The organism is Streptomyces sp. NPDC001604 (assembly GCF_042893475.1).
Lineage (GTDB): Bacteria > Actinomycetota > Actinomycetes > Streptomycetales > Streptomycetaceae > Streptomyces.
In genome coordinates this window covers 24,833-37,915 of sequence record NZ_JBIAUY010000034.1, presented here as the reverse complement: position 1 = coordinate 37,915, position 13,083 = coordinate 24,833, and the positions used below count along the sequence as shown (strand labels likewise).

Annotated in this window: 11 protein-coding genes and 2 pseudogenes; 6 read left to right on the top strand and 7 right to left on the bottom strand. The window is 69.8% G+C overall.

The features are described from left to right. The first annotated feature begins 2 nt into the window (after nucleotides 1-2). A complete protein-coding gene (locus tag ACFY1E_RS47105; protein WP_389088655.1) occupies nucleotides 3-2,819 on the top strand; it encodes an FtsX-like permease family protein in 2,817 nt (938 codons plus the stop codon). A 115-nt stretch (nucleotides 2,820-2,934) separates the two neighbouring features. On the opposite strand, the gene ACFY1E_RS47100 is transcribed toward ACFY1E_RS47105, so the two are convergent. Next, the gene (locus tag ACFY1E_RS47100) at nucleotides 2,935-3,669 is read right to left on the bottom strand and encodes a transposase family protein (RefSeq protein WP_389088589.1); all 735 of its coding nucleotides are present in this window, start codon (nucleotides 3,667-3,669) and stop codon (nucleotides 2,935-2,937) included. 259 nt (nucleotides 3,670-3,928) lie between these two features. Between ACFY1E_RS47100 and ACFY1E_RS47095 the strand changes: the two are divergent. The 5 genes and pseudogenes from ACFY1E_RS47095 to ACFY1E_RS47075 all read left to right on the top strand — a co-directional run. Next, nucleotides 3,929-4,145: pseudogene (locus tag ACFY1E_RS47095) on the top strand (LysR family transcriptional regulator); the annotation flags it as partial. A gap of 30 nt (nucleotides 4,146-4,175) precedes the next feature. Further along, complete coding sequence (locus ACFY1E_RS47090) at nucleotides 4,176-4,592, top strand: IclR family transcriptional regulator C-terminal domain-containing protein (protein ID WP_389088586.1); 417 nt, start codon at nucleotides 4,176-4,178, stop codon at nucleotides 4,590-4,592. A gap of 171 nt (nucleotides 4,593-4,763) precedes the next feature. Beyond that, nucleotides 4,764-5,694: pseudogene (locus ACFY1E_RS47085) on the top strand (PDR/VanB family oxidoreductase). Nucleotides 5,695-5,785: 91 nt separating this feature from the next. Further along, nucleotides 5,786-5,938 (top strand): hypothetical protein, encoded by a 153-nt coding sequence (locus ACFY1E_RS47080; protein WP_389088584.1) that lies wholly within the window; start codon nucleotides 5,786-5,788, stop codon nucleotides 5,936-5,938. A gap of 319 nt (nucleotides 5,939-6,257) precedes the next feature. Continuing rightward, a complete protein-coding gene (locus ACFY1E_RS47075) occupies nucleotides 6,258-7,235 on the top strand; it encodes a TolB family protein (protein ID WP_389088581.1) in 978 nt (325 codons plus the stop codon). Here ACFY1E_RS47075 and ACFY1E_RS47070 read toward each other — a convergent pair. From ACFY1E_RS47070 to ACFY1E_RS47045, 6 genes are all read right to left on the bottom strand, one after another. Beyond that, complete coding sequence (locus ACFY1E_RS47070) at nucleotides 7,223-7,810, bottom strand: hypothetical protein (protein WP_389088579.1); 588 nt, start codon at nucleotides 7,808-7,810, stop codon at nucleotides 7,223-7,225. The genes ACFY1E_RS47075 and ACFY1E_RS47070 overlap by 13 nt on opposite strands. A 477-nt stretch (nucleotides 7,811-8,287) precedes the next feature. After that, entirely contained in the window at nucleotides 8,288-8,734 is a 447-nt protein-coding gene (locus tag ACFY1E_RS47065) for an SRPBCC family protein (protein ID WP_389088576.1), read from the bottom strand. A 155-nt stretch (nucleotides 8,735-8,889) separates the two neighbouring features. Beyond that, nucleotides 8,890-9,708: an MBL fold metallo-hydrolase gene (locus ACFY1E_RS47060; RefSeq protein WP_389088574.1), complete on the bottom strand. Its 819-nt coding sequence runs from the start codon at nucleotides 9,706-9,708 to the stop codon at nucleotides 8,890-8,892. Between the two features lie 199 nt (nucleotides 9,709-9,907). Next, complete coding sequence (locus ACFY1E_RS47055) at nucleotides 9,908-10,738, bottom strand: maleylpyruvate isomerase family mycothiol-dependent enzyme (protein ID WP_389088571.1); 831 nt, start codon at nucleotides 10,736-10,738, stop codon at nucleotides 9,908-9,910. Between the two features lie 469 nt (nucleotides 10,739-11,207). After that, complete coding sequence (locus ACFY1E_RS47050; protein ID WP_389088569.1) at nucleotides 11,208-11,795, bottom strand: histidine phosphatase family protein; 588 nt, start codon at nucleotides 11,793-11,795, stop codon at nucleotides 11,208-11,210. A 222-nt stretch (nucleotides 11,796-12,017) separates the two neighbouring features. After that, nucleotides 12,018-13,082, bottom strand: a complete 1,065-nt coding sequence (locus ACFY1E_RS47045) for a histidinol-phosphate transaminase (protein WP_389088567.1) — start codon at nucleotides 13,080-13,082, stop codon at nucleotides 12,018-12,020. Between the last annotated feature and the right edge of the window lies 1 nt (nucleotide 13,083).

The following is a 13,083-nucleotide window of genomic DNA, read 5'->3' as shown; positions in this document are numbered from 1 at the left end:
GCATGATCCTCTCCCAGTTGCGGCGCCGACGCGGGCGGGCCCTCTCCCTGGCCCTGGGCATCCTCGTCGCGGCCACCGGCTTCACCCTGCTGACCTCCGCGGTCACCACCAGCCGCGCCCAGACCACCGGAATCGTCCGGCACAACGCCCGCTCCGCCTATGACATCCTGGTCCGCCCCTCGACCGCGCAGACCTCCGTCGAACGTCAACGGGGCCTGGTGCAGGCCAACTTCCTGTCCGGCGTGTTCGGCGGCATCACCCTCGGCCAGTACCGGCGCATCGAAAAACTGCCAGGACTCGACGTCGCCGCCCCCATAGCCAACATCGGCTATCTGATGGTGGATGGCAATCTGCGCCTCGACGTCTCGCGCTTCCTCGACTCGAAAGCCTCCGCCCAACTGCTGCGCCTGAAGCCGACGGTGAAGGCCGGCCTTGGCACATATCCGGCCGCCGACCAGTACGTCTACCTCACCCGCAACCCCATCACCGTCCGTGACGACCTCATGGCCGACACCGGACTGACCGGACTGGACCAGGAGAGGGCGGCCGGGCGCACGTACTGGGTGTGCTGGTACTACAACAGCGACAAGTCCGATACGACGACGGGCATTGACGGCAAGACCCTGACGCCCCAGGCCGAACCCGGCTACAACCCGGTACCGACGTCCGCCTTCGACCTGGACGCGCGGTCGAGGATGACCTGCCGGTCAGGACAGGGCAAGGCCTCGGCGGAGATCCCGGTCACCTTCCCGGTGCTGCTCTCCGCCGTCGACCCGGAAGCCGAAGACCGGCTGGTCGGCCTCGGCGACACGGTCACCTCCGGCCGGATGCTCACCTCGAAGGACCGCCCCGTGTGGGGCCCCGACCCCTTCGACAGCGGCCCGGCGGCAAGCCGCCAGCACGACTACCAGGTGCCGGTCATGCTCAGCAGCCACGCCCTGACCTCCACGACCCTGACGGCGAGCGTGGAACGCCTCGACGCAGGCGACCCCAGCCAACTGCCCGGCAAGCTCGGCAGTCCGGCCGCCCACCGGTTCGTCACCGCACTGCGGGGCAAGACCGTCGGCACCGTCGGCGCCGACCTCGACAGGGCCTTCCGCTCCGTCGACCGCGCGGTCAACTTCGACACCGGCGGCTACTGGACCGTCGGTCCGGTCGCCTACGGCGTCACCGCCGACGGCCTGGTGGCGCGATCCCGCCCGCAGCAGCCCGCCGACGTCTGGAAGAACAACCTCCAGGGGACCTCGGCACTGCTGTCCGACGTTCCCGAGGAAAACGCCGGCACCCAGTACCGCACGGTCGCCGACCACGCCTCCACCGACTGCGGGGGACACAAGACCTGCACCGGCGAGGACAGCGGCCGCGCCCCGATCCCGGTCATCCACCTCGTCGGCCGCTACGACACCACCCGGCTGCACGGCTTCTCCGCACTCTCCGCCGTGCCGCTGGAGACCTACCGCTCCCCACAGGTCACCGGCGCCGACGCGGCCACCCGGTCCGCGCTCGGCGGTCGATCCCTTCACCCCGACCGCAACCTGGGCGGCTACCTCAGCCCGCCGCCCACCCTGCTCACCACACTGGACTCCATCAGCGCTTTCACCAAGAGCCGCCACACGCCCACCGCCCAGGAAAAGGCGCCCGTCAGCGCCATCCGCATCCGAGTGGCCGGAGTGCGGGGCGTCGACTCCGCGTCCCGGGCCCGGGTGAACGCCGTGGCCGCGCGCATCCATGACGCGTTCCCGAACCTGCGCGTGGACGTCACCGTCGGCAGTTCGCCGGCGCCGCAGACCGTCGCCCTCGCAGCCGGCCTCAACGTCCGGGAGAACTGGACGGCCAAGGGCGTGGCACTGCGCGTCCTGCGGGCCGTGGACACCAAGAGCGCCGCACTGTTCGTACTTGTGCTGGTGGTCTGCGGGTTGTTCCTCACCCAGGCCGCGCTGGCCTCCGTGCGCTCCCGGCGAACCGAGATCGGCACTCTGCGCTGTACAGGGTGGAGCGCGGGGGAGGTCCTGCGTCTGATCCTCGGCGAACTCGCCGCGGTCGGCCTGGGCGCGGGCACGCTGGGGGCGCTGCTCGCCTACGGCCTGGGCGCCCTGCTCGGTCTCTCCCACTCGCTCGCGAAGGCCGCCCTGGTATTGCCGGTCGCGCTCCTCCTCGCACTGCTCGCGGGACTCATCCCGGCGTGGCGGGCGACCCGGATCAGTCCCCTGGACGCCGTCACCGCCCCGGTGGCGCCGGCTCGCCGGTCCGTCGCCGTGCGTTCGGTCGCCGGTCTCGCCCAACGCCACCTGCTGCGGACGCGCGGACGTACCGTGCTCGGCGCGGCCGGACTCGCCTTGGCGGTGGCGGCGTTCACCGTGCTGCTCTCGGTCACCTTCGCCTTCCGGGGGGAGGTCGCGGGCTCACTGCTGGGCGACGCGGTGGTGGCCCGGGCCCGTACGGCCGACTACCTGAGTGTCACCCTGACCCTGGTGCTCGGCGCGGCCGGCGCGGTGGACGTCCTGGTCATGTCCCAGCGAGAACGGGCAACGGACCTCGCCGTCCTGCGCGCCACCGGCTGGACGACACGCGAGCTGGCCCGGTTGACCCTCTACGAGGGCCTCGGCCTGGCCCTGCTCGGCAGCCTCACGGGCGCCGCCGCCGGACTGGCCACCGTCCTCGCACTGGGCGAAGGAGTCCTGTCGGGACACCTGCTGCCGATGGCCAGCGCCGCTGGGACGGCGATCCTCGTCTCGACCGCCCTGGTCTGCGCAGCGCTGGCCGTTCCCATCCGCACCCTGACCCGCACCGCCCCTGGGCGCGTCCTGGCCGCGGACTGAATCGGCACTGGAGGCAATCACCGCCGGCGCCGGGCCGGATACACCGCCCCTGGACCAGCTGAGGCAGCGGGAGTTGATGCGCGGTGGTTCGACAGGCCGTGCTGAACGGATCGACTCAGTTGATCATTGCGGGACAGCCTTTACGACCTCGTGCACGGTTGGCCGGGGCGCGTCGAGGTGTGTGGCGTGGTCGGTGTTCAAGCTCGAAGGCCACGGTCGAGGGCGGCGGTCTGCTGGTGTGAGAGCAGTCCGGCGAGGGCTCGCGCCGGCCAAGGTGTCGGGTCAGAGCCCGCCAGTTCTTGAGGTGCGCGATGCCGTGCTCGACACGGATGCGCCGTGAGGAGTGCGCCTTGCGCTGCTGCTCGTGCCGCTCCTCGTACCAGACAGGGGCGTTCTTCTTGAATGTGCGATGCGGCGGTGTGATCACCCGGCCGCCGGTCTGCGCTCCCATGCCCTGGTAGCCGGCATCCGCGAGGATCTCCATGAACGGTCCGTCGGCCGGGAGCTGGACCAGGCCCAGCTGCCGGGCCCGGGTGATGTCGGCGCAACTGCCCGGCCGGACCGGACTGCAGAACAGCACGCGCCCCTCGGCGTCCGTAAGGACCATGGACTTCACCGCATTCTGCTTGGTCTTTCCGGAGACGAACTTGTCACGGTCCTTGCGGCCTGCGGCTGGACATCGCACGCGGATCTCCGTGCCGTCGATGATCCCGGTCCGGCCATCGACGCCCAGGTACTCGATGGCCTCGGCGAGAGTACGCAGACGGACGTCCGGTGCGATGCTGCAGCCCCGCTGCGCGAGCAGGGACCGCACCTCGCCGATGGCGCGGGTGATGGTGGAGCGGTCCACGCCGAACCAGCAGGCCGGCCGAGGTCTACCGCGCCTTCACCAGCGGTGGCCAGATTGATCATGCTCCGCTGCGCAGGCTCGAGGCCCGGGTCCCCTGCGGTCGCGCGCTGGCCACGCAGGTCGTAGTGGCCAGCATGAACGATTGTCCTGCGGTGGAGAGCCGGCCAGCTATCACGTGGCCCACTCCTCACTCTTCCACGAACTCCCGTGCTCTCGCCGATGGTTCATCTGTGTCACAGCCGGTTCGAATCCGCGGCTGCGTCGCATCGCCTTGATCCAGGCGCGTCCGGCGCGGATGCTGGCAACCATCGCCGCGGTGCGGGTGGTGGAGCCACCGTACGATGCGGTGCCGCAATGAAGAGGCGCTGTAGTGGCATCCGGTCCATGCCCATGACGCGGCCCCCGTGCGGCTGAGTGAGACGGCCACGCCGGTCGGGGCACGGCCGGCCCCGTACAAGCGAGGAGTTGCAGGATGAAGGCACCTCACCAGGACTCGGTCCTCCCTCGTGCCGCGCGGGTCGGTGATCAACTACGCACGGATCGCCGGGCGCCTGCCGCTGTACGCCTCCTCCAGCGGCCTCGTCCTCCTGGCCCACGGCCCGGCAGACCTCAGGGAACGGCTGCTGGCAGGCCCGCTCACCGCCTACACGCCAACGACGCCGGCCACGCCGAGCCGGCTGCGGGCGGTCCTGGCCGACATCCGAAAGCAGGGGTACGACTACTGCCCCGGCTATGTCCACGAGGACGCCCTCGGTGTGGCCGCCCGGGTGCGTGGTGCGGACGGCAGGGTGCCGGCGGCGCCGTCGGTCGTCGTCCCCAATGACGCGGGCGCCCAGGCAGTCGTTCCCGTCCTGCGGACGGCCGCGCGAGGCACGTCCCGTGCACTGGGCGCGCCCACCGGACGAGAGGGGCCCGCTGAGTGACGGCAGTGTGACTTCGGTGCGAAAAAGCGTCTCCCACTCAATGGGAATGCCGTCGCACCGTGCCGGCGGCCACGCGCATCCTTCCTGCATTCCACAGGAGGGAAGCGACAACGTGGTCATGCACAACCTGCTGTCCACAATGCCCCGACCCACCCCACCTCCACCCCCTCCTTGCGGGTCCGTGCCAAGGACGTCGTCGCGGACGGCGTCGTGTCCCTCACGCTCGACCACCCCGACGGTGTCCGCCTGCCGGACTGGACGCCGGGGGCGCACATCGCTTTCGTGCTGCCGGACGGGACGACCCGGCAGTATTCCCTGTGCGGTGACCTGTGGGACCCGCACGGTTTCCGCATCGCCGTCCTGCGTGAGTCCGCCGGGCGCGGTGGGTCGGCGTACGTGCACGACCGGCTCATGCCCGGTGACCGGGTGAGCGTCGGCGGGGTGCACAACCACTTCCCCCTGGTGCCCGCCGACCGCTACCTGTTCATCTCGGGCGGCATCGCAATCACCCCGCTGCTGCCGATGATCCCGCAGGCAGAACTGGTCGGCGCGGAGTGGGAGTTGCTCTGCGGGGGCCGTAGCCGCGCCTCGATGGCGTTCCGCGCGGACCTCCCGCACGCCTACGGCGAGCGGGTGTACATCAGGCCCCCGGACAAGTGCGGGCTGCTCGATCTGGCTGCGTGGCTGGGCGAGCCGCTGCCCGGTACCAAGGTGTACTGCTGCGGACCGGCTCCTCTCCCGGCGGCCGTCCAGGAGGCGTGCGCCCACTGGCCCGACCACAGCCTGCGTACCGAGCGCTTCACCGCCGCCGACCGTTCCGAGCCCGCGCGCCGGGTGCCCTTCGAGGTGGAACTGCGGCGCACCGGCCGTACGGTCACCGTCACCCCGGACGTGACCGTGCTGCACGCCGTGCGCCGAGCCGGTGCCAGAGGTGCTGTCCTCCTGCGAGCAGGGCACGTGCGGCACCTGCCTCGTCCCGGTGCTGGAGGGCACGCCCGACCACCGGGACGCGGTGCCGGCCGACCACGAACGTGCGGCGGGCGACTGCATGCTGCCCTGCGGGTCCCGCTCGCACTCCGACCATCTCGTCCTGGACCTCTGACCGTCCGGTGACCGGTACCGAACCTGCGGTCGGACTTCCGAGCCACGTCGCCTTCAACCCCCTCGCCTCAGCCGCATCTCATGGAGCCGCCATGACCGAGACAGCCGCCGTTCCCGCGTCGCCGCCGATCAGCGACGCAGACCCGTTCGCCGCCGAGCACCTGGAACACCCCGAGCCCCTGCACCGGCAGCTGCGCCAAGCCGGTCCCGTCATCCGCCTGTCGCGTACGGCGTCCACGCCCTGACCCGCTACCAAGAGGTGTACGCCGCCCTCGTCGACTGGCAGACCTTCCAGTCTGGCGCGGGGCGCCGGGGGCTGTCTGGGAGTACCCGGAACGGCTTGTGGCTGCCCCGCGGGCGGCGCACTGCGATCGGAGCTTCTCATTCGACCCGCTATTGCACAGTTGTGACGGTGAGCGCACAGCTCCGTCATGCGCCGTGGGAAAACTCCTTCTGATCGCGAAGAGCAGCAGGCCGAGCGGACCGGTGCGGGTCCCGGGGACGGCGGGTGGCTCCCGCGAGAGTCTCGTCGCAGCGTCGTTCACATCCCCTGGGGGAACCTCGATGTCCATTCGTAACCGTCGGAGCACCGCAGCCGTCATCACGGCAGGTGTCGCCGCGCTGCTCGCCCTGAGTGGCGCGACCGCCACCGCGATGGCCGCACCGCCCTCCGGCCGCGACGCCAGGAGCAGCGCCGCGATGGTCGCCGCGTCCACGTCCGTCCACACGCTCAGCGTGCCCAGGGGTCTGACCATCAGCGACGGCACCCGCCATGTCTGGGTCAACGGCAAGTCGGTCGACTTCGGCACCGTCGTCCGTGACCTGGCCTGGAATCCTCGCGGCACCAAGGCCGCCTTCATCGACGGGCACGGCAACCTGGAGGTCTCCGACCCCGACGGCAGCCACCGCAGGACCGTCGCCGCCAACCCGGGCGGGCAGACTTGGTCCCACCCCACGTGGCAGGTCACCGCGGCCGACCGGGCGAACGGCATCCCCGCGAAGAACAACATCATCTTCTCGGCCAAGGTCCACGGCAGCACCGTCCTGGAGCGCGTCAAGGCCACCGCCGACCACGGCACGCCGGCCAGGATCAGCCTGAACAGCGACGCGGACGGCGGCAGCCTCCCGAAGACCGACAACACCTGGCCCAACGTCGGCGGGACCTACGGCACTTCCGTCTACGAGAACACCCGCACCGGCGAGGTCTACATCCGTGACGACTACCTGCGTCAGCAGGGCGGTGCGCTGACCAGGGGTTCCGAGCCCGCGCTCGCACCCGACGCGGAGGAGGTCGTCTTCGTGCGCTCCATCGGCGGGCACGACCACCTCTTCGTCGACGACCTGAGCACTGGCAGCAACGCCGTCAAGGACCTCACACCGCACGCCACCACCGACTACACCGAGCCCACCTGGTCACCCGACGGCAAGACCATCGCCTTCCGCGCTCCCACCGGCACGTACACCGTGACCAGGACCGCCCACGGCTTCGGCAAGCCCGTGAAGGTCACCCGGCACACCGGCCTGCCGGCCTACCGCGGCTGACCGCCGGCGGGCCGGCCGCCGGAGCGGGCAAGTTCGGCCCGCAGCTCTTCCAGATGCTGGTCGGCCGTGTCATGCGGCAGGTACTCGACCACATCGAGAAAGCGGAACAGGACCTGGGCCGAGGTGACGGCGAACTCGTAGTCGCCGAAGCCGACCACGGCGCCCAGCTCACCACGAACGGCACCCCGGACGACATGCGCGGTCATATCGTCCGGGTTTTCCGCTGTCAGCCCCCGCCGCGCGTTGGGACGCGCCAGATACGGGCAGACCATCGAGGCGTAGAGCATGCAGGCGCGGTGCCCCGGAGCTTCCAGCGTCGCCGCCATGTTCCGGTACGGCCGCCCGGCAGCGAGCGCCTCGCGGATCGCCGAGCTCTCCGCGGCGCCGACCACCCGCCACACCGGCCCCTTGGGCATCAGGGTGTTGCACACGGAACACAGCCGCCGTCGCGCACACTCGGCGCTGCGCCCGTAGTCGGTGAGCGCGAACTGGGGTTCGTCGCCCTCCCACGGGGTGATGGCGGGTACCGGATAGCCACGGCTGTCCCGAGGCCGGGCCTCGACGCTCGCCGGCATGGGAACGGAATCGAATCGCACACCTCATGTTCAACCACATGACCCTCGCACCGCGACGAGCAATCAGGCATGCCCACACCTGGGAAGTCCCGGGACGGCGTTGCCCAGGCGGGCTTCCGGGCGTTGCTGGGGTGGAGTCCATGCGGTCCTCTCAGCTTCCTCGCTGCCCCCGGCACAGCGCCGGGATCGCACCTCGGGCGCCTGTGGCGGGGACGAGTGGGAGCGTGCTTGCGTTGCACGCGCGTTCGTACGGGCACGGGGCTGGTCCATGGTGGCGGGGAGTTTGCCGATGCGTCGCCGCCGGACGAGAACGTCGGTGACACGGTCCGCGGTGTCCAGTTCGCGCCATTCGATGACTTGCTGGAGCAGGGCATCGGGGTCGTGTCCCGCGCGCTTCACGGGGTCGTCTCCCTGCCGTTCCTCCAGCAAAGCCAGGACCAAGGAGGCTGCCAGAACGGTCTTGCCGTTCGGCACCCCTCAGGACGCCTCCACCGCCGCTTTGATGCGCCGCCCGAACGCGGGCGCGTCCTTGCGAGCGGCGCCCACTGCGAAGCCCACCAGCAGCTTTCCGATGCCGTGACCTTCGAGGACGTTGAAGATCCTCACCCTGGTGGTGCCCGGACCGGTGGACTCCAGGTCGTAGCCGCCTTCGTCGGCCGTCACGATGTTTTTCGAGGTTTCTGCCCAGCGGATTCGGTGAGGGGCCTCGAATTCGGTGATCCGGAACTTTCGGCCCGTCTTCATGCCGGCGTCCTTGACCGTGCTCGTAAAGACCGTGCCGACTGCTGTCGGTCCCTCCGGAGTCTTCGTGATCGCCTGGACCCTCGGGCTGAACTTGGGGTCGTTCGTGCCGTCGGAAAGAAAGGCGAAGACTTCCTCGATGGGACGGTTGATCTCGGCTGTCGCCTCAAACTGACCGGCCACGATTCCTCCTGTGCTGCGGTCGCTGGAGTTGCAGCTGTGCGCACGCTGGTTTGCCGAGCACCATCAGGGTATCGCCGCGCCTCCGCCCACCGCTCGTCATGGGCGCCAGGACGGATCGGGGTCCTGTGCCGAGGCACTGACGAGGGGGGAACTGTTCAAGTTGCTGTGGGCCAGAGAATGAAGTCGGCGAACGCGCGTCGAGCGGGTTCAGGCCCGACTTCGTCCAGGGCGGCGCGCACGGCGTGCAGGTGGGCCGGGGTCATCTCCAGCGGGGGTTCGTCCGGCTGGTACGTGGTACGGATCGGGTAGTCGACGCCGGGCTCGCGGGTCATCTCGATGTGGCAGCCCAGTACGTGGGTGACGGCGCGGCGGTCGGCGAATGCGATCAGCCGGTCGATGGTCCGTGAGAAGGCCGGCCAGTCCTCGATGTACAGCCGTCCGCGGTAAACGGTGTCTCCGGTCAAGAGGAATCCGGTCCACGGGTCGTAGAAGGTGATGGCTGCGGCGTCATGGCCTGGGGTCGCGAGAGCTTCCAGCACCCGCCCGCCGAGGTCGAGGGGCCGTACCGCCTCCGGGTCGTCGGCGAACCCGAAGTACGTCCAGGACGCATCCCGATCGGCACCGACCACGATCGTGTCCGGTCGGTCGAGGAACTGGCTGTCTCCCGCGACGTGATCGCCGTGCGAGTGCGTGTGGAGTACGAGAAGGCCATAGGAGTCGCGGGGGTTGTGCGCCAGCCACGTCTCGACAAGGTCATCGACAGTCCGGCGCACCGGAAAGAATTCGGGTGACGCCGTGGCACCCGTGTCGATCAGGACCGCCTGGCGATTGCCGAACAACAAGTACAGGAACGGGGCCTCGTAGTTGATGGCCTTGTTCTGTCTGAGCAACACCGTGTGCTCGTCGGCCCAGTGCACTTGAAGATCGGGGTCGGTGTTGTGCTTGGCCGACGGTGACCCGTGAATCCAGTCCACGCCCAGGGGCTTTGCGCTGAACTTCCGGACATCTGGTTCGCCCGTACCGGACACGATGCCTCCCGCAGTGCGTCGTCTTGGCGGGCCGGGTACGTCGCACAGGTCGTCCGGGAAGACACGCGGCTTGCGGCTCCAGCAGGGACGCTATCACCGGACATTGTGTACGAGGTGTACGAGCGAGCAGCTGCCCGGTGGCGGATCAGGGCGCGGTGAACAGCGTCGGGAAGCGGGGCGCAAGCCAGGGTTTGCGCCCGCAGGCAACGACCTGTCCCCGCCCGATGGCCCGCCACGGGTTGCGGCGGCCCAGCGCGATGAGGAGGAAGGCCACGGGTTCGATCAGGATGGTGCAGTCGGGACGTCTTGGGGCCGCCGGGGTCACGTGCACGGCGCCGTCGTCCAGGCTGACGCCGAATGCCGGGCCGCCCCGGAGGCGGATGGCGTAGCGCACGCTCAGGCCGGCGATGGCGGCCGTGTCGGCGACGCGTGGCATGACTGAGAGCATGAACGGCATGCACAGTCCGACACGGTCGCGGTCGATCATGTGCGGGCGGTTCAGGGCGCGAGCGAGGTCGTAGCCGTGGCCCAGCATGTGTGTGAGCAGGTAGGACGCGAGGACGTGCCGGTCCATGGGACCCAGCGGCGTGACGAGTGCGGGGGCGCTCTCGTCGCTCGCGGCTCGATCCGCGGCCTCGAGGAACGCGGCGGCCTGCTCGACGATCATCGACGCCAGCGGTTGTGCCCGGCGCTCTGCGAACACGGTGAGGGACTGTGCGTTGGCGGCGGCCAGACTCTGCGGCGTACCGTCGCCGTAGGGTCGTGCCTGTCCGGATGCGAGGTCGGCCATCAGCTCGTTGGCCAGTGCCAGATGGGCGGCGGCCTCACCGACCGTCCACTGCGAATCCGGTACGGGAACGGTCGTGTCGGAGGCGTCTTTCAACAGCTTGGCGATGTCAGCGGCGGTCTGCCGTATCGCTCCTGCGAGCCCTTGGGGCAGTGGCCCCTGTATGTCCTGCTGCACCGTAGGCTGCACGCTGCCCGTTCCCTCCCGCCGACCGCGCCCCTCGCGTATCCGGCGCGCCGTACCCAATCAGACTGGGGGACGCACGACAAGCCGTCTTACCTGATCGGGAGTGCCGGAGCCCTGACAGCCGCTCCCCGGCGTATGCGCGGTGGCCCGCGGCTACACGGCTACGTAGCGTGCAGATGAGGCGACCGCTATGCCGGAGGACGTCCAGTGGAGACACGTGTCGATGAGATCACCGACGGCCATCCGGGTTGCGTCCAGGGAGGTGGTGTACGGGTTCGACCTGATCCGGGGGTTGCTCCGGCGTTGGTATGAGGCCCGCATAGTTGAACGGCCACCGGCTGATCTTCGAGGTGTCGAAGCCCGAAGGAGATCAGCACGATGAAGGAACACTTCCTGGCCTTCGCCGCGATCGCCGCAGCGCTCACGTGCTTCCGACGCCTCTCGCAGCAAGTCTGAGGCAGCGACACCGCCGCTACGGGACGTTCCAGGCGGCGATGAACGGCTGCCCGTCCTCGGTGGCCAGGAAGCTGAGCGTGCCTGGATGAGGATGGCCGAGCAGTCGGCCGGCGGAGGCGTCGAGGCCGAGCCAACGCACCGCGAGCACGCGGGCCAGATGACCATGCGCGACGACGGCGACATCGCCGTCCTCCAGCAGCGGCCGGATCCGGTCCAGCACCGCGTCCGTGCGCGCTGCCACCTGCTGGAGCTGCTCGCCAGGATGGTCGTCGTCGCCGGGAATGACGCCGTCCCGCCACAGGTCCCAACCCGGCTTCATCTCCTGGATCTGCGCCGAGGTCAGGCCCTCGTAGCCGCCGTAGTCCCACTCCAACAGATCGGGATCGGGCCGGACGCCGACCAGGCCCGCCAGCTCGGCCGTCCGCATGGCGCGGCTCAGCGGGCTGCTGAAAACCGCCATCAGATGGCGTCGTGCCAACCTCGGGGCGAGCCCCTTCGCCGCGGCCTCACCCGCGTCAGTCAGCGGAACGTCGGTACGGCCAGCGTGCCGGCCCGACAGGCTCCACTCAGTCTGGCCATGCCTGATCACTATCAGTTCACCCATGGCCGCGCACGATATCTGATCAAGGGACACGGCCGGCCACTCCTCGCCTCCGCCCGCGCACGGTCAATCGGCGAGGACATCACACTGCAGTGATGCCGCCACCAGCACGGGACCCCCGCCTTGGTGCCGCCGACTATGCCGATTCCCGCCCTGGCATCCGGCTCGGCCATGCTGCCCCCCATCCTGCTGCTCATGGGTTTAGGCCTGCCCCCGTCCTGCCGTTCACCGGCCGCCGGTGGTACGCGCCCACCGCTTCGTTCTGTGGTGGCTTCGATGCACGCCTGCCTCACGCTTCATGCCGGCCACTCCCGCCAACGCCGCGAGCACGGCGTCGTTGGCCTCCCGGCTGCCCACGGTGAGCCGCAGTCCCTCGCCGGGGTAGTGGCGCGCCTGGACTTGGGCAGCGGTGAGTGCCGCGGCAGCCTCGTCGACCGGATCGGGGGCGGCGAGCCAGAGGGAGTTGGCGTGGCCCGGGCGTATGTGCCAGCCGCGCTGGACGAGTTGGTGGTGGAGCCGGTTGCGTTCGGCGATGACGGTGTCCACGCGTCGGCGCAGTTCGTCGGTGGCGCGAAGCGATGCCTGCACGGCCGCCGTCGCCACCGCGTTGATCCCGAAGGGCAGTTGTTGCCGGCGGATGCGTGCCACCAGGTCGGGGGCGCCGAGTCCGTAGCCGACCCGCAGGGCGGCCAGGCCGTACGCCTTGGAGAAGGTGCGCAGGACCAGCAGGTTGGGGTGGTGGCCCAAGAGGGTCGGGGCATCCGGCAGATCGGCGTCACGGGCGAACTCCACATACGCCTCGTCGAGGAGGACGGTGACGTGCCGGGGAACCTGACGCAAGAACGCCGACAGTGCGTCGGCGGCGACCAGGGTCCCGGTGGGGTTGTGCGGATTGCACAGCACCACGACGCGGGTGCGGTGGTCGAGCGCCGCCAGCAGGGCATCCAGATCCTGGCATCCGTCGGGCGTCAGGGGTACGGGGACGGTTTGAGCACCGACCATGGCGCCCAGCAGGGGATACGCGTCAAAGCTGCGCCAGGCGAAGGCCATTGTGTCGCCAGGCTCGACCACAGCCTGCAGCAACTGAAGGGCCACTCCCACCGATCCGCTGCCGACCACGACGCGCTCAGGACTCACCTGGCACCATGCGGCGATCCGTTCGGTGAGGTCGTCGGGATAGAACTGCGGGTACCGGTGGGCCTGTGCAACGGCATGTTGCATCGCCTTGCGGACCGAGGGCAGAGGGGGGTACGGGCTCTCGTTCAGGGCCAGTCGGTGCAGCACGGGCATG